The organism is Pseudomonas sp. CAN1, from assembly GCF_030462585.1.
Taxonomy (GTDB): domain Bacteria; phylum Pseudomonadota; class Gammaproteobacteria; order Pseudomonadales; family Pseudomonadaceae; genus Pseudomonas.
Genome location: NZ_JASMRU010000049.1, coordinates 1 through 21,629, shown reverse-complemented (window position 1 = coordinate 21,629; position 21,629 = coordinate 1). Strand labels below are relative to the sequence as shown.

Genomic DNA, 21,629 nt, shown 5'->3' with positions numbered 1-21,629 from the left:
CAGCCCGAGGAGCCAGACCATGAACCGTTCAACCTACCTGCCCGCCCTGCTGCTGTCCGCCGGCTTCGCCTGCCTGAGCGGCCCGGCGCTGGCCAAGGTCAGCGCCGAAGAGGCCGCCCGCCTCGGCCAGGACCTCACCCCCATGGGCGCCGAGAAGGCCGGCAACGCCGACGGCAGCATCCCCGCCTGGACCGGCAAATGGCGCGGCGCACCGCCCCAGGTGAAATACGACGGCCCCGGCAGCCGCTATGCCGACCCGTACGCCGAGGAGAAGCCGCTGTTCGTCATCACCGCACAGAACATGGAGCAGTACTCCAAACAGCTCACCGATGGCCAGCGCGCCCTGTTCAAGCGCTACCCCGCCACTTTCAAGATGCCGATCTACCCCACGCACCGTGACTTCCGCTTCAGCGAGAAGATCGAGGCGAACATCAAGGCCAATGCCACCAGCGCCGAACTGGTGGATGGCGGCAACGCGGTACGCAACGCCTTCGGCGCCTCGCCCTTCCCCATCCCCAGGGATGGCTACGAGCTGATGTGGAACCACGCCCTGCAGGCCCGCGCCAACAGCGAGGAGGCCATCTATGACCAGGCAGTGATCTACTCCAACGGCAACCAGGCGCTGCAGACCGTGCACTACCAGATCCTCGCGCCCTGGTGCTCGCCCGCCGGCTCGCTGCAGAACTACGACGGCGGCGTGATGAGCCACTTCATGATCACCACCCTCAAGCCGGTGCGCTCCAAGGGCGAGATCATCGGCGGCAACGAATTCTTCGACCCGGTCGCCAGCCCACGGCAGAGCTGGCAGTACCTGCCCGGCACCCGCCGCGTGCGCCGCGCGCCCACCGTCGGCTACGACACGCCCACCGGAGCCGGCGGCTTCCGCACCATCGACGAGGATCGCCTGTTCAACGGCGCGCCGGATCGCTACGAGTGGAAGCTGATCGGCAAGCGCGAAATCTACATCCCCTACAACAACTACAAGCTCGACGACCCGGCGCTGAAGTACTCGCAGATCCTCACGCCCAACCACGTCAACCCCGACTACATGCGCTACGAACTGCACCGCGTATGGGTGGTGGAAGCGACGCTGAAACCGGGCGCGCGGCATATCTACGCCAAGCGCACCCTGTACCTCGACGAGGACAGCTGGTCCGCCGCCCTGGCCGACAACTACGACGCCCGTGGCCAGCTGTGGCGCACCAACATGCAGACCACCGTGTACGCCTACGACATCCAGGTGAACCAGGCCCGCGTGGCGCTGTACCACGACCTCATCGCCGGCTCCTACCTGGCCGACCGCATGGCCAACGAACAGGCCGCGCCCAAGCTGAACAGCGCCGACTACGACGCCAACTACTTCACCGCCGCCAACATGCGCAAACTCGGCCAGTAAGGCCGCCTTCCCAAGCCCGCGCGGGACACCGCGCGGGCTTTGTCATTTGCCAAAGGAAAGCCTGATGCACAACCTCCTCCGCGCCGCCATCGCCGCTACCAGCCTGGGCCTCACCACGCAGGCCAGCGCGCTGACCATCCTCCTCACCAACGACGACGGCTGCCGGGCGCCGGGTATCCAGGCGCTGTACCGCGAGCTGAGCGCCGCCGGGCATCGCGTGACGCTGGTGGCGCCGGACACCGACAACAGCGGCATCGGCGCCGCCAGCGTGGTCGCACCCGGCCAGGCACTCGCTGTCACCCGCCTGGCCGACCACCAGTACTGCGTCGGCGCGCCGGCCGGCTTCGCGCTGCCGGCGGGCAAGAACATGGCCGTGGGCACCCCGGTGGATGCGGTGAACACCGGCCTCGACCTGCTGCTCAAGGACAACCCGCCGGACCTGGTGGTCTCCGGCAGCAACTTCGGCGACAACGCAGGCCCCTTGATCCAGATGTCCGGCACCCTCAACGCCGCGCTCTGGGCCATGCGCCGCGGGGTGCCGGCGATGGCCGTGTCCACCGCTATCGACCTGCCGTTGGTGCAGCGCGACCCGCAGGCCGGCCTGCAACTGACCCGCGACGCCCTGGGCGACAGTGCACGCCTGGCCGTGCGGGTGCTCGATCGCGCGCTTGCTGCCGGCCAGATTGCACAGAAGACCTGTGTGAAGAGCCAGGACGCGTGCGCCTTCAACCTGCTCGGCCTGCCCGCCGGCCAGGGCCTGAACCTCAACTACCCGGCGCGCCCCGTCGCCCAGGTACGCGGGCTGGTGTATGCGCCGGTGAGCGACTGGTCGCCCATCGTCTTCGCCGTGCAGGCGGACAAGGACGGTGGAGCCCGCGTCAACCTGACAGCACCGACTGCGCCGAACGAACGCCAGCGCCGGGAAGATGCATATCTACTGACCCAGGGTTACGCGGTACTCAGTGTGGTGGGGACCGATCTCAATGGCAGCCGTGACGGCGAGCAGCGGGTGCGGGAGTTGTTGAAGAGCATGAAACCCTGAGGCGGCCGGGCGACCGGGAAGCCAAGCGAGACGGCGTATAACCGCTCACGGTCATACGCCGCCCCACCACACCGAGATTGACAGGCGACCACCGTAGGAGCGGACCTTGTCCGCGAAATCCCTCGCGGCGGATTTCGTTGTTACCGGCTGGCCCTCTGCATGGCGCCCGCCCCGTAACGGGCGCCCACCTGCAACACCCGAATGGCGGCAGGATTCGCGGACAAGGTCCGCTCCTACAGGAATCACCGATGCTGCTTCGCGGCTAAAGGTGGGCGAAGCTATCCGGCTGGTTGAGCACGCAGCGAATACCACCCGGCAACGCCATGCTCGCCACGCACTGGTTGCAGTGATTGCAGCCGTTCACGTAGGCCTCGCCCTGGCTGCGCACATGCTGCACCAGGTCCGGGTCGCGCAGCAGCGCGCGGCCCAGGGCGACGAAGTCGAAGCCTTCCGCCATGGCACGCTGCAGGCTGCCGCGCTCGCTGACGCCGCCCAGGTACACCAGCGGCATATCGGTGGCCTGGCGCACGCGGCGGGCGAGGTCGAGGAAGTACATCTCCGAATACGGCAGGCTGGAGAACAGCCGCCCGCCGAACCACTTCATCGCCGTGCGCTGCAGCGGGTTGGGCTCCAGCGGGATCATCTGCTGCAGCGGACTCTCGCCACGGAACAGGTACATCGGCGAGCGGCTGGTGAAGCCGCCGCTCATCACCAGCGCATTCAGCCCGTGTTCGGCCAGGCGCCTGGCGATATGGCAGGAATCGTCGATCTCCAGCCCGCCGGCAAAACCATCGCTGAGGTTCAGCTTGGCGAGGATCGGGAAGTCATCGCCCACTGCCCCGCGAACCGCCGCCAGCACCTCCAGCGGCAGGCGCAGGCGGTTTTCCAGGCTGCCGCCGTAGGCGTCGCTGCGGCGGTTGGTGGCCGGCGAGAGGAACTGGCTGAGCAGGTAGCCGTGGCCCATGTGGATTTCCACGGCGTCGAAGCCCGCGCGCTTCACCAGCGCCGCCGCAGACACATACTCGGCGAGGGTCTTGCGGATGTCCGCCGCGCCCATGGCACCGGCGAACGGCACGCCGCAGAACAGCCCGTACTGGTTGATACCGGCGCTGGGGCCGCGCGGGCGCGGGATGTTCTTCGGCCGCGTGCGGCTGAAGAAGCCGCAGTGCGCCAGTTGCGCGGAGATCGCGCCACCCTCGCGGTGCACCGCATCGGCCAGCGCGCGCAGTGGCGGGAAGATGCCTTCGTGCATCCACATCTGGTCGGCGAAAGTCAGGCCGTCCGGCGACACGCCGCAATAGGCCACGGTGGTCAGGCCGACGCCGCCGCGCGCCATCCGCGCGTGGTGCGCGGCCAGCTCGGGGCCGGGCACGCCGCCAGGGCACATGCCCTCGAAGGTAGCGGTCTTGATTACCCGGTTGCGCAACGCGAGGCCGGCCAGGCGGGTGGGCGCCAGGACCTTGTCCAGTGCTTGCTGCGGAGTCATCTCAAGCCTCCTCGGGCTGGGTGAAGGGGACGAACTCGGCGACTTCCAGCTCGAAGCCGGAGACCGCCTTGTACGGCACCGGGAAGCTCATCAGGCGCATCTTGCGTACGCCCTGGTCGCGGAGAATCTGCGCACCGACGCCGAGGGTGCGCTGGGGGAACTTCGGTGCCTGCAAGCCCGGCCCGCGCGCCAGCTGGTCGAGGATGGCGCCGGCGCTTTCCTGCTGGGCCAGCAGCACCAGCACGCCGCTGCCTTCGGCGGCGATGCGCGCCAGCGAGCGGTCGAGATTCCACTGCTGCGGTCCGCGCGGCGGCTCGCCGGCCAGCAGGTCGCGCAGGGTTTCCACGGCTTGCACACGGACCAGCGCCGGGCGTGCCGGATCAATCTCACCGCGCACCAGCGCCAGGTGCAGCACGTCCTTGAAGGCGTCGTGATAGGTACACACGCGGAACGACCCGTGTCGCGTATCGATGCGGTATTCGGCGCCACGGGCAATGGTGCCTTCGTGGAGGATGCGGTGGTGGATCAGCTCGGCGATGCCGCCGATGGGCAGGCCGTGGCGCTGGGCGAACTCGCGCAGTACTTCGCCACGGGCATTTTCGCCGTCCTCGTCGAGGATGCCGGCGAGCAGTGCAGCCGGTTGCAGGCCGGCCAGCCTTGCCAGGTCGCAGGCCGCCTCGGCATGCCCGGCGCGGCTCATCACACCGCCGGGCAATGCGCGCAGCGGGAAGATGTGACCAGGGCTGACCAGGTCGGCAGGCTTGCTGGCCGGGTCCACCGCCACCTGCACGGTGCGCGCGCGGTCGGCGGCGGAGATGCCGGTGCTGATGCCCTGGGCGGCCTCGATGGAGACCATGAAGCCGAGGCTGTCGCCGCGCGGATTGTCGATCATCGCGCGCAACCCCAGCGCGCTGCAGCGCTCGTCGGTCAGCGCCAGACAAACCAGCCCGCGCGCCTCGACCGCGAAGAAATTCAGTGCCGCGTCGTCGATGAATTCGGCGGCCTGCAGCAGCATGCCGTCACCGCCCTCCTCCTCGCCGTCGACCAGCACCACCGGCCGGCCGGCGCGCAATGCTTCGATCAGGTGCAGCGGACTGTCCAGGGTCATGTCCGGCTCCTCAGCGCAGCACTTCGCGCAGCCAGGCCGCAGCGTCATCGAGATAGGCCTGCGCGCGCGGCACGAAGGGCGCGAAGCTGGCAAAGCCGTGCAGCATGCCTTCGGCACGCACCAGCTCAACCTCCGCACCCGCTGCGCGAGCGCGCTCGGCCAGGGCTTCACCCTCGTCACGCAGCGGATCGCATTCAGCGCTGACCAGCAGCGTGCGCGGCAGCGCGCCGAGATCGGCGGCGTGCAGCGGCGAAGCCAGCACGTCCAGCGGTGCCGGCCAACTGCCCAGGTACTGTCGCCAGAACCAGTGCATCATCGCGGCTTCGAGGAAATGCCCCTCGGCGAACTCGCGGTACGAAGCGCTGCCACAGCTCTGGTCGGTCACCGGATAGAGCAGGCAAAGCGCGCCGGGCAGCGGCCCACCGCGCTGATTGAGCAGGCGCGCGGCGGCAATCGCCAGGTTGCCGCCGGCGCTGTCGCCGGCCAGGGCCAGGCGCGTGGCATCCACGTCCAGCTCGACGGCGCGCGCCACCAGCTCAGCCACGGCCTGCGTGCAATCTTCCGGCGCCGCCGGGAAAGGCGCTTCCGGCGCCAGCCGGTAGCCCACCGACACCACTGCCGCGCCACTGCCCAGGGCAATGCGCCGGCAGAGGTCGTCGTGGGTGTCGATAGTCCCGGCAACGAAGCCGCCGCCATGGAAGAACACCAGCAGCGGCAGGCCCGGCTCGTTGGTCGGACGATACAGCCGCGCCGGCAGTCCGCCGGCTACGCGCAGTTCGCGCACTTCTGCCAGCGGCAAGGGCTCGCCGGCGGCCAGCCCCTGGTCGGCGAAGTTGCGGTAGGTCACCGCGTCGAGTTGCTGGAAATCCAGGGCGAAGGCACCGGCAAACTGTTCCAGCAGCGCCTGCATGTGGGGATCGAGGGCCATCTTGTCTCCTTATACGTCGGCCAGCAGGAAGACCGGGTTGGTCTCGTCGAGAATGCTTTGCGTGCGCGCCTGCAGCGCGGGCTTGAACTCGGGGTGCGGGAGAATCCAGAAGCGCTGCTGCGCGATGGCCTCGAACACCCGCGCGGCCAGCTCGTCGGCCGGCATGCCAGCGCGGATGCTCTGCTCCAGCTGTGCGCCGAGGGCGGAGCCAGCGCCATTGCCGGCCAGGTCCGAAGCCATGATGCGGCTGGCCACCGGCCCCGGGCAGAGCACCGAGACGCCGATGGGCGCGCCCAGCGCCGCCAACTCGTGGTGCAGCACTTCGGACAGCGCCACCAGCGCCTGCTTGGTCACTGTGTACGCAGCGAGGAACGGGCTGGCCAGCAACCCGGCCAGCGACGCGGTGTTGACGATGTGCGCGGGCCGCCCCTGGGCCAGCAGCGTCGGCACGAAGGCGCGCAGGCCATGGGTGACGCCCAGCAGGTTGATGTCGAGCATGCGCCGCCACTGCGCCTCGCTCAGCTCCCAGCTGGCGCCGGTCTGCATGATGCCGGCGTTGTTGAACAGCAGGTCGACCCCGCCGAGGCGCGCCAGGGTGGCGTCGCGCAGGGCGATCAGGTCCTGCTCGCGGCTGACGTCGGTGACCTGCGCCAGCACCTGGCAACCCTGTGCGGCCAACTCGCCGGCCAGCTCCTCCAACCCCGCGCGGTCGCGGTCGGCCAGCGCCAGGCGCAGGCCCAGCCCCGCCGCATGCTGCGCCAGGCCACGGCCGATACCGCTGGCTGCGCCGGTGATGACGGCCACGCGGCCGGCTTGCTGTTCGCTCATCTGTCCACCGTTTGTCGTTGTTGTCGGTCGATGGCGTCGTTATCGCCGGCCAGGACCGCCGCCGGCATCGTCCACCCGGACTAGGGATGCGCCCTCGTCCGTTCAGACGATGCCGCAACCGCTCTGGCTTGCAGAATCCCACCCAGGCTCGTGCCGCCCTTCTGCCTGCGGCAACCTGATGGGAGAACAACAATGAATACCCTGCACCGCATCGAAGCGCGCCCGGTCGAGGACCGCTACGCGCGCGGCTGGCACTGCCTGGGGCTGGCCAGCCAGTACCGCGACGGCAAGGCCCACCGCCTGGACGTGTTCGGCACCCGCCTGGTGGCCTTCCAGGGCGAGGACGGACAGCTGCACATCCTCGACGGCTACTGCCCGCACATGGGCGCGGACCTGAGCGAAGGCTGCGTGGAAGGCAACAGCCTGCGCTGCCCCTTCCACGAATGGCGCTGGGGTGCCGACGGTGTGTGCGACGACATCCCCTACGCCAAGCGCATCCCGCCGCGGGCGAAGATCAAGTCCTGGCCGGTGCTGGAGCAGAACCATCTGCTGTTCGTCTGGAATGACCCCGAAGGCAACGCGCCGATTGCCGAGCAGGCTATCCCGCGCATCGACGCCTGCTACGACGAGGCGTGGGCCGAGTGGGAAGTGGCCGAGCTGAAGATCGGCACCAACTGCCGCGAGCTGGTGGACAACGTCTCCGACATGGCGCACTTCAAGAGCGTGCACGGCGCGCCCATCGACGAGTTCAGCAACCACTTCGAGGCGCACACAGCGTCCCAGGTGATGCGCGGGCGCAGCGCGCGGCTGTCTGGCGACAGCGAGTTGCGCACGGTGGCCACCTACTACGGTCCGGCCTACCAGATCACCTGGATGACCGGCGCCATGGGCGGCCAGCCGATCGAGTCGATCCTGCTCAACTGCCACGTGCCCATCGACCACAAGAGCTTCACCCTGCGCTACGGCGTGCTGGTGAAGAAGGTGCCGGGACTCTCCGCCGAGGACAACCGCGCCATGGCCCTGGCCTACGTCGAGCAGGCGCGCGCGGCGTTCTACGAGGACGTGGCCATCTGGCACAGCAAGACCCGCGTCGACAACCCGCTGCTGTGCGACGGCGACGGCCCGGTGTACCAGCTGCGCAAGTGGTACGAGCAGTTCTACACCGATGTCGCGCTGCTGCCGGAGAGCCTCGCCGAGCGCAAGAGCTTCGTGGTGCGGGCGCTGCAGGAGGAGCCGGCCTGAGCCACCGGTCCCCTGCCTTGCGGGACCGATTGCCTTTTGCGGAAAGCGCCGATTAATCTCGTCGGCGCTTTCCTACAACAACAATAAAAAATGGTTCTACCGATGGCACAGTCGCTCGATCTCGTCCAGTTCAGCGGGATGCTCGGCAATCTCTACCAGGGCCCCCTGGAGAGTACCCCGTGGCAGTCCTTCCTCAATGAGCTCAACCAGTTCCTCGAAGCCAAGTACGTCACCTTCATCCTGCGTCCGCCCAGCGACCAGAGCGAAGGGCTGATGGTCAATACCAACGGCAGTTCGGCCGAGGTCGTGGCGTCATACAACCAGTACTATTTCAACCTCGACCCCTTCGTCGACCTGCCCAGCGGCCAGGTGGTGATCCTCGAGGAGTTCGTCTCCAAGGAGCAGTGGCTGGCCTCGGAGTTCTACCGCAACTTCCTCGAACCGGTCGGGGTGTTCCACATCCTCGGCGCCGACATCCGCACCAGCGACGGTGCGCTGTGCCGCATCCGCGTCAGCCGCGGCGTGGAGTCGCCCGGCTTCACCGACAACGACAAGGCCCTGCTGGCCTACTTCGTCCCGCACCTGGAGCGCTCGGTGGCGCTGCACACGCAGATCAACCGCATCGAGACCGAACGCAATCTCTACGCCGGCGCGGTGGACCAGTTCGCCGTCGGCACCATCATCCTCGACGAGGCCGGCAAGATCCTGCAGACCAACCAGGTGGCGGAGAACCTGCTGCGCGAGAAGGACGGCCTGAAGATCAGCGCCGACAGCCTGCAGGTCGGCACCCCGCGCGACTGCCAGGAATTCCGCCGGCTGGTGAAGCAGGCGCTGCAGTCGCAGAAAGGCGCGCAGCCTTCGGTGGTGGAGGCGATGCGCGTACAGCGCCCGTCCGGCCGCGCGGACCTGGGCATCATCGTGCGCTCGGTGCCGCTGAGCGAATGGAACGAGGGCAAGCACTGCCCGTCGGTGGTGATCTTCGTCAGCGACCCCGAGCAGGAATCCCGCGCGCCGCAGGAGATCGTCAAGGCGCTGTTCGACCTGACTCCCGCCGAGGCGCAGCTGGCCATGCTGCTGGCCAACGGCCTGACCCTGGACGAGGCATCCGAAGAACTGAACATCAGCCGCAATACCGCCCGCGCCCACCTGCGCTCGACCTTCTCCAAGACCGGGGTGACCCGTCAGACCATGCTGGTGCGTCTGATCCTGCGCAGCGTGGCAACCCTGGGCTAGTCCGAGCGGACGATTTGCCCGCCGGCCTCGGCGACTAACGTGGGTCTACCCGCCAGGTCGACGAGGCCGCCAGCATGTCCAGACTCATCCCGCTGTTCGTGGCGCTGATCTTCTGCAGCTGCCTGTTCACCGCCCACCTGATGCTGGATATCCATGAGCGCTCGGCGCAGCAGGTACGCCTGGCCGCGCAGCGCACGCTGCCGGCGCCCTGCGACCTGGGGAGTTGTTTGCGGGCGGTGCCGTGAAGTCTTAGCCCTGTAGGGTGCATAACCCGGAACGGGTTATCCGCCGGCCAGCATGGCGGATAACGCCGATGGCGTTATCCGCCCTACGCGACTGACTCGCCCTTGGCGCTCGATGCAGCCACCGACACGGATTTGTAACCCACGCCCGCTAACTTGCTCGCCCACATTCCGCACCCCGGCGCGCAAAGCCCGGAGCGGCCCGACCGGCGCTGCCAGAAGACGGACCATGACGGTAGAAACCAGCACCTCGCGCAAGCAGTTCCTGATCCGCTCCGAGCACATGAGCGCCGACGATTTCGGCGAGCTCTACACGCGGATGTTCGGCAACCTCTATTCCGGGATGCCGCGCCCGGAAAAGCCCATCGTCATCGGCGGCGTCTACGGCCGCTACGAGGGTGTGAGCTTCCGCCGCCTGAGCTTTCGCGGCGACCTGCTGACCGCGATGCCGGACCACGACGACGAGATCACCTTCATCTTCCCCAGCGCCGGGCGCGTGGTCTTCAACCAGTGCAGCGACAGCGTCGGCCTGCCCAGCGTCGGTCTGGCCATGGAGAAAGCCCAGGTACGTTCGGTGGGCTTCATCGACGGCCACGCGCACCATGGCCTGTCGGTGCGCCGCTCGCTGTTCGCCCGGCGCCTGGCCACCCTGCTGGGCCGGCCGATCACCCAAAAGGTGCGCTTCCAGCCGCGAGTCGACCTGAGCAACGATGCCTTCCAGGGCATCAAGGCCATCGTCGCCATGGCCACCGGCAACGAGTTCGACCTGCTGATCAACTCCAGCGCGCTGATGCCGGCGCGCCTGCAGGAAATGCTGGTGGATTCGGTGCTGGAAATCTGGCCGCACAACTACAGCGACGCCCTCAGGCGCCCTGCCCCGCAGATCGCCCCGCGCCACGTGAAGCTGGCCATGGAGTACATACAGGAGCATCCGGATGCGATGGTCAGCGGCAGCGACCTGGCCGAGCTGACCAACGTCAGCCTGCGCGCCCTGCAGGAAGGTTTCCGCCGCTTCGTCGGCAGCTCCATCGTCGCCTACCAGCGCGAAGTGCGCCTGCAGCGCGCCTATGACGCACTGCAACAGGACAGCGCGCAGTCGGTCAGCGAGATTTCCCTGGCCCTGGGCTTCAGCAACGTCGGGCGCTTCTGCCAGTACTTCCAGAACGCCTACGGCATGAGCCCGGCGGACCTGCGCCGGAATCTGGCGGTGCCCGCGTAGGGCGCTCCGAATTATCCGACACCGTAGGAGCGGACTCCGTCCGCGATTGGCCCCGCTTCGCGCCGAACATCATCGCGGACGGAGTCCGCTCCTACGCAATCCGCTGTTTCCGTGCATCCCTGGCCTGGCATCGCTACGCCCTACTCGCTCGCTCCGAGTCATCCGACACCGTAGGAGCGGACTCCGTCCGCGATTGGCCCCGCTTCGCGCCGGATACCATCGCGAACACAGTCCGCTCCTACGCAATCCGCTGTTTCCGTGCATCCCTGGCCAGGCATCGCTACGCCCTACTCGCTCGCTCCGAGTTATCCGACACCGTAGGAGCGGACTCCGTCCGCGATTGACCCCGCTTCGCGCCGGATACCATCGCGGACAGAGTCCGCTCCTACACTCCCTGCTGTTTCCGTGCATAGGTACCCAAAAGCAAACGGCCCGCCGCGAATCCCGCGACGGGCCGTTCTTGCTACGTGACGCCATTCAGAACTGGTAGCTGGCCTTCAGGCTGCCACTGGCGCCGTGGCTGCCGCTGCCGCCCAGTGCACCGACTTCGGCGCCGACGCTGAAGTCGCCCTGGCTGGCGGTCAGGCTGAAGGCGCCGCTGAACTGGTCGCGGTTGTCGAAGGCGGCGCGCTGGGACACGTCCAGGCCCAGCAGTTGGCCCTGGCTGTCGACCTGGTAGTCGCCCAGCGCATGGTCGTAGCCGACTTCCAGGCCAGGCACCATCTGCCAGCCGCTGCCCAGTTCCACCGGGGCGAAGGAAGCCTTGAGGTTGGCGTAGGCGCTGCGACGGTTCTCGCTGATGTCGTCGACGTCCAGCGCCAGCTCGCTGCCCTTCTCCTGGAAGCCGTCGAGGTCCAGGTGGCTGTAGCGCRGGCCGATGCTGGGTTCCAGGGTGACGGTGGACACCGCCGTGCGGTAACCCAGGGCAACGCTGGCGCCGCTGAGGCTGCCGCTGGTGTCACCCTTGGCCTTGCCCAGGCCGCCGCCGATGTCGCGCTTGCTGTCGTAGTCGAGCCAGCCGTAGCTGAGGTCGGCATCGACGAACAGGCCCTGCTCCAGGCCGTCGAGGGCGAAGCGTGCGCCGCCGCGAACGAAGGTCAGGTCGGTGTCCACGTCGCCACCGGCACCACCGACGCTGCCCTTGCTGTAGCCGAAGCCGGCGTTGCCGCTGAGCTGCTCGGAGAAGCGCTGGGTCACGCCGATCATCATGCCCTGGGTGTGCTCGCTGCTGCTCTCGGCGTTGGAGGTGGCGGAGTTGCCCTGGTAACCGGCCAGCGCGGTGGTCCACAGGCGGGTCTGGCCGGTCTTCAGGTCGACGCCGCTGGCGTAGGGTGCGGCGGCATGGTCGATCAGCGCGTCCTGGCGCAGCAGGTAGCTGGCCGCGTCGGCATGCACCTGGCCGCCGACGGTGGACTCGACACCGCCGAGGGTGCCGGCATCGATAGCCGACTGCAGGTAGTAGTTGTACGCGGTGTAGTCACCGGAGAGGCTGCTGTTCTGCAGCTGGGTCAGCAGCTGCGCGCCGGCAGCGGCGTTGCCGGAGAGGCCGGCGACGCCCGGCAGGGTGCTGTAGTAGACCATCTTGCCGCGCAGCACGTAGATGGTTTCCTGGGACAGGCCGAGGCCTTCCTTCAGGTAGTTGTCCATGGTGCCGTATTCGGCGGTCACCTCGTCCAGGCCGGCCTGCAGGTAGCTGGCCTGCACGCCCAGCAGCGGCTCGTAGATGGCCGCCATGCTCGCCGGCAGCATCGCCAGGGTCGCCTTGACCCGTGCGGCGGTGTAGTCGTTGGTGGCCAGGTAGTTTTCCATGATGGTGGCGCTGTCCACCCCGGCGATGCTCAGCAGCACGGCGGCGGTCCAGCCGGTGCGGTCCTTGCCGGCGGTGCAGTGGAACAGCGCGGCGCCGTCGGCGGCCGCCAGCTCGTTGAACAGCGTGGTGAACTGGCCGCGCATGCCGGCGTCGCTGACGAAGGCGCGGTTGGTCTCCTCCATCATCTCGACGGCCTGGGCGGCGCTGGTGAAGGAGATGTTGGTGACATTGGCGCCCGAGGTGGTGCTGCCGATGATGTCGATGTTCTGGTAGGTCGCGCCCGCCGGCAGGGTGTCCGGCGTGCCGGCGATCTCGCTCGGCGTGCGCAGGTCGAACACGTCGCTGATGCCCAGGCTGTTGAGCACCGCCAGGTCGGTGCCCTTGGGCGTCAGCGCGTTGGAGCGATAGAACACCCCGGAGCGCATCACGCCGTCGTTGGACGTGGTGTACGCGGTGGTGGTACCGGCGATATCGCGGAAGTTGTCGATGCCGGCCAGGTGCGGCGTGTCCAGGGCGTAGGTCTCGGCTGCGTTGGCGCAGGCGATGGGCAGGCTGAGCAGGGACAAGCCGAGGGATGCGGAAAACAGGGCGCGATGAAACACGATGTAGCCTCTTTGAGCTTTGTTGGCGGGGCTACTATCGGCAGGGTTTTCGAGCGCGAATATGACAATTGCGCGGCACGCGGAAATGCCGGCGCGATCTGTCCGTGGGGTGCGTTTTCTGTCCGTGCGGCTAGTCTTCGCGGCGCCCGGTGGATTCGCGATCGCGCTCGTAACGATGCTTCACCGGCAGCGCCGGCAGCCAGGCTTCGCGACGGCAGGTCCACAGTTCATAGGTGGGCTGGAAGCGATCCGGCTGGTCCAGCGCGCCCAGGCTCACCTCGACTTCGTCGCCGCTGCGACCGAACACCGAGGAGCCGCAGCGCGGGCAGAAGCAGCGCCCGGCGTAGTCGCTGACGTCGCCCTCGATACGCACCGCGCTCGCGGGGAAGATCGCCGAAGAATGGAATAGCGCGCCATGGTGCTTGCGACAGTCCAGGCAATGGCAGACGCCGACCCGGTAGGGCTGGCCCGTCGCCTCGATACGCACGCTACCGCACAGGCAGCCACCGGTGACCTTGTCCATGTTGCATCTCCTCGCTAGCGCAAGTTCTATCGACCCGCGCCGCCCGCCGCTGTTCAGTCCGCCGGACCGACACCCTCCAGCCCGACGCAAGCCAGCAGCGCGGCATGCCACTGCGGATTGTCCAGCAGCAACGGCAGCAGGCCACTGTGGCCGGCGCCCGGCACCACCAGCAGCTCACGGGATTGCGCGTGAATCGCGGCAGCGTGCAGGCGCTCGGGGATTTCCAGCGGGATCACCGCATCCTGCTCGCCGGCCACCACCAGCAGGCGACCACGGAAGCGTTGCAGAATCGCCCAGGCATCGCTGTCGAGCCAGCTGCGCGGGCGGCGGATGATCGCCGAGAAGTCAGGGCCGAAAGGCACCTCGAACGCCTCGGGAGTGTAGATGCCGGGCACGATGAGGATCAGCGCCTGCACCTCCAGGGCTTCGCTCAGGCGCAAGGCGTTGTAGGCGCCCATGCTGATGCCGGCCAGTGCAGTGGGGCGCACGCCGGCGCGCTCGATCACTGAATGCGCCTGCTGGCTGCGCCGCTGCAAGGAGGACTCGGCGAACACTCCGCCCGTGTCGCCGTGGCCAACGCAATCCAGCGCGGTGGAGCCGACGCCGCGCTGCCACAGCGACTGGCGTAGGCCGTCCCACACCGAGCGGTTGCTCGCGCCGCCGCCATGGATGCCGAACAGATGCAAGGGCGAGGCGCCCGCCAGGGTATCGGCATGCAGCTCGCGGCCTTCGAAGGGAACGCGCAGGGGGACGGCTGACGACATGGAGCAGGCCTGCCAGACAGAAGTGAAGAGGCCGCGAGCATAGCCGATCGGCGATTTGGCCGGCCGATTTGGCCGTTTCGCGATATTCGTCGTCCGGATCGCGTGAGACAGCCAGGGTTCGCGCGCCTAGCATAGGCCTCCCAATACGTAGAACCCGGCGCGCCCTGCCCGCGTGCCACACCTTGCTGCCCCGGAGTCCCATGTCTACCACCGCTTCCCCCCTGGCCACGCCGTCCGTGGCCAGCCAGGCCAGCCCGCTGGTCATGCGCGTGATCGGCGCCTGCGCCCTCGCCCATATGACCAACGACCTGATCCAGGCCGTGCTGCCGTCGATCTACCCGGTGCTCAAGGCCAACTACGGCCTGAGCTTCACCCAGGTCGGCCTGATCACCCTGACCTTCCAGCTCACCGCCTCGCTGCTGCAGCCCTGGGTCGGCTACCACACCGACCGCCATCCCAAACCCTGGCTGGCGCCGCTGGGCAGCGTCTGCACACTGATCGGCATCCTCATGCTGGCCTTCGTCGGCAGCTTCCACGCCATCCTCGTGGCCTCGGCGCTGGTGGGCATCGGCTCGTCGACCTTCCACCCGGAAACCTCGCGCATCGCGCGGCTGGCCTCCGGCGGGCGCTACGGCCTGGCGCAGTCCACCTTCCAGGTCGGCGGCAACGCCGGCAGCGCCTTCGGCCCGCTATTGGCCGCGGCCATCATCATTCCCTACGGCCAGGGCCACGTGGCGTACTTCGGGCTGTTCGCGGTGTTCCTCGTCGGCGTGCTCTGGGGCCTGAGCCGCTGGTACAGCCACCACCTCAACCTGTTCAAGCTCAAGGCCGGCGGCGTGGCCACCCACGGGCTGTCCAAGGGCCGGGTGACTGCCTCCCTGGTGGTGCTGGCGCTGCTGGTGTTCTCCAAGTACTTCTACATGGCGAGCTTCACCAGCTACTACACCTTCTACCTGATCGAGAAGTTCGACCTCTCGGTGGCCAGCTCGCAGCTGTATCTGTTCGGCTTCCTCGGCGCGGTGGCGGCCGGCACCTTCTTCGGCGGCCCGGTGGGCGACCGCATCGGCCGCAAGGCGGTGATCTGGTTCTCCATCCTCGGCGTCACGCCCTTCACCCTGGCGCTGCCCTACGTCGACCTGTTCTGGACCAGCATCCTCAGCCTGGTGATCGGCTTCATCCTCGCCTCGGCGTTCTCGGCCATCGTGGTCTACGCCCAGGAACTGGTGCCGGGTAACGTCGGCATGATCGCCGGGGTGTTCTTCGGCCTGATGTTCGGCTTCGGCGGCATCGGCGCGGCCCTGCTCGGCCACCTGGCCGACATCCACGGCATCGAGTATGTCTACAAGCTGTGCTCCTACCTGCCGCTGCTGGGCTGCCTGACCATCCTGCTGCCGTCGACGAAGAAGAAAGCTTGAGCCTTCTGCCGCCGGCCCCGAGCCGGCGGCAGACCCTTCGCCCGGCCGTTCGTGCGCGGGCAAATGTAATGGATTGTTGTAAAGCACCCCGCGCCTCGGCGGCGATACATTTGCGCCGCCTGGGCCACCGGCCATCACTGTTAGCCTTTCCGCAATGCAAATAACTCGCATTTGCCGGAGAGCTTTCCGTCCATGTCGTCCCGCCTGAACCTCACTCCCGTTACCCGTTCCGAAGCACCTTTCACCCTCGCCCCCATCGTCGGCCTCGCAACCTTCATGGCGATCCCGCTGAGTGCCTGGGCGGATCAACCGCCCGCCGCCGATGACCAGGATGCCCTGGCGCTGCCCGACAGCACGGTGCAGGCCACCCAGGAGTCGCCCTACAAGGTCGACCGCGCCAGCTCGGCGAAGTACAGCGAGCCGCTGCGCGACACCCCGCAGAGCGTCACCGTGCTCTCCGAGTCGCTGCTCAAGGAGCAGAACGCCCAGAGCCTGAAGGACGCCCTGCGCAACGTGCCGGGCATCACCTTCAACTCCGGCGAGGGCGGCGGTGGCGTCGGCGACAGCCTGACCATCCGCGGCTTCAACGCCGACGGCAACATCTACCGCGACGGCGTGCGCGACCCGGCCAAGTACTCCCGTGACGACTTCTTCAACACCGAGGGCGTGGAGGTCTTCAAGGGCTCCAGCACCGCGGCCTGGGGCGTCGGCGCTGTGGGTGGCGCGGTCAACCTGGTGACCAAGACTCCGCAGCTGGATGACTTCAACCTGCTCAGCGGTGGCGTCGGCACGGCCAACTTCAAGCGCGGCACGCTGGACGTGAACCACCGCATCGACGGCCTCGGCGAAGGCGCGGCGTTCCGCGTCAACGTGATGGGCGCCAACACCGGCACCGACGGCCGCGACTGGGTCGGCGACGAGCGCTACGGCTTCGCCCCGTCCCTGGCGCTGGGCCTGGGCACCGACACCCGCGTCACCCTGGCCTACGAATACCTGCACGACAACGCCACCCCCGACTACGGCATCCCCACCGTCAACGGCAGCAACGGCAGTTCGCCGCACCGCGCCGGCGGCGCCAGCTGGAGCAGCTACTGGGGCTGGCGCAACCTCGACTACGAGAACAACGAATCGCACCGGGTGAACCTGAAGTTCGCCCACGACTTCAACGATTCGCTGAGCCTGGACAGCCGCTTCACCTGGTTCCACCTGGACCACGACTTCTTCGTCACCACCCCCGGCGGCGACCCGAACGCCGGCGCGCCCGGCATCCAGGCCGGCAAGGGCATCTACCGGCGCAACATCAACACGCCGCTGCGCGAGCAGACCAACGAGACCTACAGCAACCAGACCAACCTGACCTGGCGCGTCGACACCTTCGGCATCGGCCACACCCTGGTTGGCGGCTTTGACCTGAGCAAGCAGACCCTGGACTCGAAGACCGGCGCCCTCACGGCCGCCAGCCGCACCGCCATGGGCAACCTGCCGGTGGCGAGCAACGACTGGTCGAAATACCCCTACGCGCTGGACACCTACACCTCCGCCAAGCAGTCGGTGGAGCAGCTCGACAAGGCCTTCTACCTGCTCGACACGCTGAAGTTCGACGAGCACTGGCAACTGCACCTGGCCGTCCGCCAGGACCACTTCGACACCCGCGTGCTGGACAGCGAAACCCGCGCCAGCCAGAGCGCCGCCTGGGTCGACAAGGGCAACTCCTCACAGAACGAGAAGCTCACCAGCGTGCACACCGCGCTGACCTACAAGCCGGTGGAGAACGGCAGCATCTACGTCAGCTATGCCAACGCCAAGCAGCCCTCGGGCGTGCTCGCCGTGGCGCAGACCGGCAGCATCGCCTCGACCAAGGGCGACCGTGGCAAGACCTACGAAGTGGGCAGCAAGTGGGAGTTCCTCGACGGCCAGCTGGCGCTCAACGGCGACGTGTTCGAGACCAAGCGCCAGCTGACCTACATCGATGACGAGGAGCTTTCCGCCTATACCGGCGGCGAAGAGCGGGTGCGCGGCATCGAGTTGTCCGCCAGCGGCAACATCACCCGCAACTGGTCGCTGTACGCCGCCTATGTGCACCAGAACAGCAAGCTGCTCAAACCCTACAACGGCTCGGACAAGGGTGTGCAACTGGCCAACACCCCGCAGAACGCCCTGAGCCTGTGGAGCACCTGGCAGCTGCCGGACGACCTGGCCCTGAGCTACGGCGTGCAGTACGTGGACGACGTGAAGATCTACCCCGGCCTGGGCTCGACCCTGACTCGCGCCGGCCAGACCACAGTGCCCGGCTACGTGGTGCATGACGCCATGCTCAGCTGGCAGGCGACCCAGGACGTGCAGCTGCGCCTGAACGTCAACAACCTGTTCGACAAGCACTACTGGAGCCAGTACAACGGCCGCGGCTACGGCGTGCCGGGCGCGGGCCGGGGTGCGGTGCTGAGTGCGGATTATTCGTTCTAGGCCGGACCGCCTGGGCTTGCGTAGGAGCGGACTTCGTCCGCGATGATGTCCGGCGCGATGCAGACCTATCGCGGACGGAGTCCGCTCCTACGGGGTATTTCTGCGCTGGGGCCGCCCCTCACCCTAACCCTCTCCCAAGGGGAGAGGGAACCGTTCAGAGCAGGCTGAAACCATCGCATCAGCCGGCACAATCTGCCCCCTCTCCCACGGGAGAGGGCTGGGGTGAGGGGCAAGCGTCGGTACAGATATCCCAGCAGCAATTAGTTGCTCTACGCGAGCAGCACCTCTACCGCGAACCTGTCCGCCATCAGGACTCCCTCCCCGGAAACCCGGCGGGCAGGTTCGCGACCCAATTCCCGCACCGATCTGCTTTTGTAGGAGCGGACCTTGTCCGCGAACACCGCGATAGCGGTGCCATCGACCGACACCGGCCTGTCGGCCGGATCGCGGATAAGATCCGCTCCTACAGGGCATGGCACTCACCCGACACGACATGGGATCGATGGTGCTTTTCGTAGGACCGAGGGGGGCGCCTAGCCCTTGCTCGCGAACCTGCAAGGCACGGAGTCAAGCTGTTCGCGAGCAAGCTCGCTCCTACAGGGGTGTTCTACTTCAGGCGCCGCGGTCGAATAGCAGCGTTGCTTCCAAACCACCGCCCTCACGGTTGCTCAACTCCAGCCGTCCATGGTGCGCAGCAGCAATGGTCTGGGCGATGCTCAGCCCCAATCCATAGCCACCGGTGGAGCGATTGCGCGACTGCTCCAGCCGGTAGAACGGCTCGGTCACGCGCTCCAATTGCTCCGGCGGTATTCCCGGCCCACGGTCCAGTACGCGGATGCACAGCGCCTGCGCACTGTCCTCGACTTCGACCTCGGCGCCACCGGCATAACGGATGGCGTTCTCCAGCAGATTGAGCAGCGCCCGCTGCAGGCTCAGCGGGTAACCGGCCAACGGCTGCAACGCGCGCCCGGACAATGAAACCCTCTCGCCCTGCTCCTCGAAATCCGCCTGCAGGCTCTGCAGCAAAGCATTCACATCGAGGTTCTGCCGCGCCTCGTCGAGGTCGCTGCCGCTGATGAAGTCCAGGGTCGCGGTGACCATGCCTTCCATGTCGTCGAGGTCCTTGCGCATCTTCTGCCGCGCGGTTTCGTCGGCGAGCATTTCGGTGCGCAGGCGCAGGCGGGTGATGGGCGAACGCAGGTCGTGGGACACAGCGGCAAGAAAGCGCATGCGCTCGCCCAGGTTGTGGATCAGCCGCTGCTGCATGGCGTTGAAGGCACGGGCGGCGCGGCGCACTTCCAGCGGGCCTTCCTCGGGCAGCGGCGGGCGCTGGATATCCTGGCCCAATCCCTCGGCCGCGCGCGCCAGCTTGTCCAGCGGGCCGATGGCCAGGCGCACCGCCAGCAGGGCCAGCAGCACCACCACGAGGATGCGCAGAAAATACAGGCGCAGCAGGTAATCCAGCGCCACATCGAGGGTCGACTGGCTGCTCCAGCCCTGCCCTTCGACCATGGCGATACGCAGCCAGCCGCCATCGCCCAACGGCGCCTGCAGCAGCAGGTGCGCTTCCACGCCGTTGCCGGAGAACAACCCGGTCAGCCCGCTGCGCGCGCCAGCGCCATCGCGCAGCTCGACGCGCAACAGGCGCAGGCCCTGGGAGTCGCCACCCTGGTCGTGAACAGCGCGACGCAACAAGCGCTCAGCCGCAGGATCGAAGGAGCCGTCCGGCTCGTCCGCCGACGCCACCAGGCGCGCCTCGAAGCCGGGTCGGTCGAGCGCACTGAGCGCCTGGGCAAAGTCCTGCGGCTGGCGCAGGTGCAGATGCTGCAGATCGGTCAGCCGCGCGGCCGCCAGGCGCAGCGGAATTTCCAGTGCCTGGGTGTGGCGCACGTCGTACCAGATGCTGCCGGTGAGCACCTGGGCGGCGATCATGCCGCCCACCAGGATCACCACCAGCCGCCCGAACAGCGTGCGCGGCCACAGGCGCATCAGGCGCTGACCACGTCTTCGGCGGTGAGCATGTAGCCCTGGTTGCGCACGGTGCGGATCAGCTTCGGCGACTTCGGGTCGTCCTCCAGATGCTGGCGCAGGCGGCTGACGCAGACGTCGATGGCGCGGTCGAACGGCAGGCGCTCCTTGTCGAACACCTGGCGCAGCAGGAAGTCACGGCCCAGCGGGCGATTGGGGTGCTGCAGCAGCAGGCGCAGCAGGCGAAAATCCGAGCCGGCCAGGGCGATGCTCAGGCCGGCCGGTGAGCGCAGGTGGCGGGCGCGGGTGTCCAGTTCCCAGCCGGCAAAGCGCAGGGTCGCCGCCTCATCCACCTGGGCGCGCTGCGGGAAGCTCTGCACCCGGCGCAGCACCACCTTGATCCGCGCCAGCAGCTCGCGCGGATCGAAGGGCTTGGGCAGGTAGTCGTCGGCGCCCATTTCCAGGCCGATGATGCGGTCGATCAGCGTGCCGCGTGCGGTGAGCATGATCACCGGCACATCGCTGCGCGCGCGCAGGTCGCGGCACAGGGTCAGGCCGTCCTCGCCGGGCAGCATCAGGTCGAGCACCACTAGGTCCACCGGCTGCACTTCCAGCTGGCGCTGCATCTCGCGGCCGTCGGCGGCGGCGGACACCTGGTAGCCCATGCCCTTGAGGTAGTCGGCCAGCAGCTGGCGGATTTCGGGATCGTCGTCGACGACGAGGATGTGGTCTGGCCTGGACATCGGGAAACTCGCGGCGGGTCGCTATCGTTCCGGCTGTCGGCAGGGGCTGCACGGCGCAAATGTAATGGAATGTTGTGGCGCGGGATTTCGCGCCCCTCCAATACAAAGCCGCCCGGCTCGCCCGCGACGGCAGCGGTAGAGTGGATTGCAAATGCGATTAATTCTACTTCATACTCAGGTCGTTCCGCATGCCCTTCCTGTCGTCCCGCGCTGCCCGCTCCCGTCTGACCCACTCCCTCGCCACCCTCGCCCTGCTCTGCCTAGGCTGGTTCGGTCTCGCCCTGCCTGCCCAGGCGCTCACCGTCACCGACGTGCTCGGGCGCAAGGTCGAGGTCAACGGCAACGCCCAGCGCGTGGTACTGGGTGAAGGCCGGCTGTTCTTCGCCCTGGCCCTGCTCGACCGCGACAACCCCTTCCAGCGCGTGGTCGGCTGGCAGAACGACGTGCGCCTGCTCGACCCGCACACCTTCGACGTCTACGCCCAGCGCTTCCCCCAGGTGAAGCAGATCCCGCTGATCGGCCAGGCCTCGGAACAGAGCGTCAGCGCCGAGCAGATTCTCGCGCTGAAGCCGGACCTCGCGGTGTTCAGCATCGCCGGCGAAGGCCCGACCCAGCAC

Annotated in this window: 17 protein-coding genes and 1 pseudogene; 9 read left to right on the top strand and 9 right to left on the bottom strand. The window is 67.7% G+C overall.

The window, feature by feature from the left end:
- The first annotated feature begins 19 nt into the window (after positions 1 to 19).
- Together QO207_RS29630 and surE are read left to right on the top strand one after the other, a co-directional pair.
- A complete protein-coding gene (locus QO207_RS29630) occupies positions 20 to 1,396 on the top strand; it encodes a DUF1329 domain-containing protein (RefSeq protein ID WP_301535816.1) in 1,377 nt (458 codons plus the stop codon).
- Positions 1,397 to 1,460: 64 nt separating this feature from the next.
- The gene (gene surE / locus QO207_RS29625) at positions 1,461 to 2,438 is read left to right on the top strand and encodes a 5'/3'-nucleotidase SurE (RefSeq protein ID WP_301535815.1); all 978 of its coding nucleotides are present in this window, start codon (positions 1,461 to 1,463) and stop codon (positions 2,436 to 2,438) included.
- Between the two features lie 262 nt (positions 2,439 to 2,700).
- On the opposite strand, the gene QO207_RS29620 is transcribed toward surE, so the two are convergent.
- Genes QO207_RS29620 through QO207_RS29605 form a run of 4 tightly spaced genes read right to left on the bottom strand, consistent with a single transcriptional unit; the run spans position 2,701 to position 6,788 of the window.
- On the bottom strand, positions 2,701 to 3,924 hold the full coding sequence (locus QO207_RS29620; RefSeq protein ID WP_301535814.1) for an NADH:flavin oxidoreductase: 1,224 nt from the start codon (positions 3,922 to 3,924) through the stop codon (positions 2,701 to 2,703).
- A 1-nt stretch (position 3,925) separates the two neighbouring features.
- Positions 3,926 to 5,032, bottom strand: a complete 1,107-nt coding sequence (locus tag QO207_RS29615; protein WP_301535813.1) for a 3,4-dihydroxy-2-butanone-4-phosphate synthase — start codon at positions 5,030 to 5,032, stop codon at positions 3,926 to 3,928.
- A gap of 10 nt (positions 5,033 to 5,042) precedes the next feature.
- Complete coding sequence (locus QO207_RS29610) at positions 5,043 to 5,960, bottom strand: alpha/beta hydrolase (protein WP_301535812.1); 918 nt, start codon at positions 5,958 to 5,960, stop codon at positions 5,043 to 5,045.
- A gap of 9 nt (positions 5,961 to 5,969) precedes the next feature.
- Positions 5,970 to 6,788: an SDR family NAD(P)-dependent oxidoreductase gene (locus QO207_RS29605; RefSeq protein ID WP_301535811.1), complete on the bottom strand. Its 819-nt coding sequence runs from the start codon at positions 6,786 to 6,788 to the stop codon at positions 5,970 to 5,972.
- Positions 6,789 to 6,980: 192 nt separating this feature from the next.
- Here QO207_RS29605 and QO207_RS29600 point away from each other — a divergent pair, with 192 nt between their 5' ends.
- The 4 genes from QO207_RS29600 (at position 6,981) to QO207_RS29585 (ending at position 10,724) form a co-directional block, all read left to right on the top strand.
- Positions 6,981 to 8,030 (top strand): Rieske 2Fe-2S domain-containing protein, encoded by a 1,050-nt coding sequence (locus tag QO207_RS29600; protein ID WP_301535810.1) that lies wholly within the window; start codon positions 6,981 to 6,983, stop codon positions 8,028 to 8,030.
- Positions 8,031 to 8,132: 102 nt separating this feature from the next.
- Positions 8,133 to 9,263: a helix-turn-helix transcriptional regulator gene (locus QO207_RS29595; RefSeq protein WP_301535809.1), complete on the top strand. Its 1,131-nt coding sequence runs from the start codon at positions 8,133 to 8,135 to the stop codon at positions 9,261 to 9,263.
- A gap of 74 nt (positions 9,264 to 9,337) precedes the next feature.
- Positions 9,338 to 9,508 carry a hypothetical protein gene (locus QO207_RS29590; protein WP_301535808.1) on the top strand — a complete coding sequence of 57 codons (171 nt, stop codon included), beginning with the start codon at positions 9,338 to 9,340 and terminating at the stop codon, positions 9,506 to 9,508.
- A 226-nt stretch (positions 9,509 to 9,734) separates the two neighbouring features.
- Positions 9,735 to 10,724, top strand: coding sequence for a helix-turn-helix domain-containing protein (locus QO207_RS29585; protein ID WP_301535807.1), 990 nt, complete (start codon positions 9,735 to 9,737; stop codon positions 10,722 to 10,724).
- 477 nt (positions 10,725 to 11,201) lie between these two features.
- On the opposite strand, the gene QO207_RS29580 is transcribed toward QO207_RS29585, so the two are convergent.
- From QO207_RS29580 to QO207_RS29570, 3 genes are all read right to left on the bottom strand, one after another.
- A complete protein-coding gene (locus QO207_RS29580) occupies positions 11,202 to 13,136 on the bottom strand; it encodes a tyrosine-protein phosphatase (protein WP_301535806.1) in 1,935 nt (644 codons plus the stop codon).
- A gap of 130 nt (positions 13,137 to 13,266) precedes the next feature.
- Positions 13,267 to 13,659 carry a GFA family protein gene (locus QO207_RS29575; protein WP_301535805.1) on the bottom strand — a complete coding sequence of 131 codons (393 nt, stop codon included), beginning with the start codon at positions 13,657 to 13,659 and terminating at the stop codon, positions 13,267 to 13,269.
- 53 nt (positions 13,660 to 13,712) lie between these two features.
- Positions 13,713 to 14,423 (bottom strand): alpha/beta fold hydrolase, encoded by a 711-nt coding sequence (locus QO207_RS29570; RefSeq protein ID WP_301535804.1) that lies wholly within the window; start codon positions 14,421 to 14,423, stop codon positions 13,713 to 13,715.
- Between the two features lie 200 nt (positions 14,424 to 14,623).
- On the opposite strand from QO207_RS29570, the gene QO207_RS29565 reads away from it, so the two are divergent.
- Entirely contained in the window at positions 14,624 to 15,838 is a 1,215-nt protein-coding gene (locus QO207_RS29565; protein WP_301535803.1) for an MFS transporter, read from the top strand.
- A 192-nt stretch (positions 15,839 to 16,030) separates the two neighbouring features.
- Positions 16,031 to 18,301: a TonB-dependent siderophore receptor gene (locus tag QO207_RS29560; protein WP_301535802.1), complete on the top strand. Its 2,271-nt coding sequence runs from the start codon at positions 16,031 to 16,033 to the stop codon at positions 18,299 to 18,301.
- Positions 18,302 to 18,913: 612 nt separating this feature from the next.
- Here the strand turns inward: QO207_RS29560 and QO207_RS29555 are convergent.
- Together QO207_RS29555 and QO207_RS29550 are read right to left on the bottom strand one after the other, a co-directional pair.
- Positions 18,914 to 20,290: an ATP-binding protein gene (locus tag QO207_RS29555; RefSeq protein ID WP_301535801.1), complete on the bottom strand. Its 1,377-nt coding sequence runs from the start codon at positions 20,288 to 20,290 to the stop codon at positions 18,914 to 18,916.
- Entirely contained in the window at positions 20,290 to 21,012 is a 723-nt protein-coding gene (locus tag QO207_RS29550) for a response regulator (RefSeq protein WP_081516932.1), read from the bottom strand. Before QO207_RS29550 ends, QO207_RS29555 begins: the two co-directional genes overlap by 1 nt.
- A gap of 188 nt (positions 21,013 to 21,200) precedes the next feature.
- Here QO207_RS29550 and QO207_RS29545 point away from each other — a divergent pair.
- Positions 21,201 to 21,629: pseudogene (locus QO207_RS29545) on the top strand (iron ABC transporter substrate-binding protein); the annotation flags it as partial.

What these genes read in the sequence shown, in the direction of transcription:
- QO207_RS29585 (WP_301535807.1), top strand. Translation starts at nt 9,735, where the DNA reads ATGACGGTAGAAACCAGCACCTCGCGCAAGCAGTTCCTGATCCGCTCC.
- QO207_RS29575 (WP_301535805.1), bottom strand. Translation starts at nt 13,659, where the DNA reads ATGGACAAGGTCACCGGTGGCTGCCTGTGCGGTAGCGTGCGTATCGAG.
- QO207_RS29570 (WP_301535804.1), bottom strand. Translation starts at nt 14,423, where the DNA reads ATGTCGTCAGCCGTCCCCCTGCGCGTTCCCTTCGAAGGCCGCGAGCTG.
- QO207_RS29550 (WP_081516932.1), bottom strand. Translation starts at nt 21,012, where the DNA reads ATGTCCAGGCCAGACCACATCCTCGTCGTCGACGACGATCCCGAAATC.
- QO207_RS29600 (WP_301535810.1), top strand. Translation starts at nt 6,981, where the DNA reads ATGAATACCCTGCACCGCATCGAAGCGCGCCCGGTCGAGGACCGCTAC.
- QO207_RS29555 (WP_301535801.1), bottom strand. Translation starts at nt 20,290, where the DNA reads ATGCGCCTGTGGCCGCGCACGCTGTTCGGGCGGCTGGTGGTGATCCTG.
- QO207_RS29595 (WP_301535809.1), top strand. Translation starts at nt 8,133, where the DNA reads ATGGCACAGTCGCTCGATCTCGTCCAGTTCAGCGGGATGCTCGGCAAT.
- QO207_RS29620 (WP_301535814.1), bottom strand. Translation starts at nt 3,924, where the DNA reads ATGACTCCGCAGCAAGCACTGGACAAGGTCCTGGCGCCCACCCGCCTG.
- QO207_RS29560 (WP_301535802.1), top strand. Translation starts at nt 16,031, where the DNA reads ATGTCGTCCCGCCTGAACCTCACTCCCGTTACCCGTTCCGAAGCACCT.
- QO207_RS29565 (WP_301535803.1), top strand. Translation starts at nt 14,624, where the DNA reads ATGTCTACCACCGCTTCCCCCCTGGCCACGCCGTCCGTGGCCAGCCAG.
- surE (WP_301535815.1), top strand. Translation starts at nt 1,461, where the DNA reads ATGCACAACCTCCTCCGCGCCGCCATCGCCGCTACCAGCCTGGGCCTC.
- QO207_RS29615 (WP_301535813.1), bottom strand. Translation starts at nt 5,032, where the DNA reads ATGACCCTGGACAGTCCGCTGCACCTGATCGAAGCATTGCGCGCCGGC.
- QO207_RS29590 (WP_301535808.1), top strand. Translation starts at nt 9,338, where the DNA reads ATGTCCAGACTCATCCCGCTGTTCGTGGCGCTGATCTTCTGCAGCTGC.
- QO207_RS29605 (WP_301535811.1), bottom strand. Translation starts at nt 6,788, where the DNA reads ATGAGCGAACAGCAAGCCGGCCGCGTGGCCGTCATCACCGGCGCAGCC.
- QO207_RS29630 (WP_301535816.1), top strand. Translation starts at nt 20, where the DNA reads ATGAACCGTTCAACCTACCTGCCCGCCCTGCTGCTGTCCGCCGGCTTC.
- QO207_RS29610 (WP_301535812.1), bottom strand. Translation starts at nt 5,960, where the DNA reads ATGGCCCTCGATCCCCACATGCAGGCGCTGCTGGAACAGTTTGCCGGT.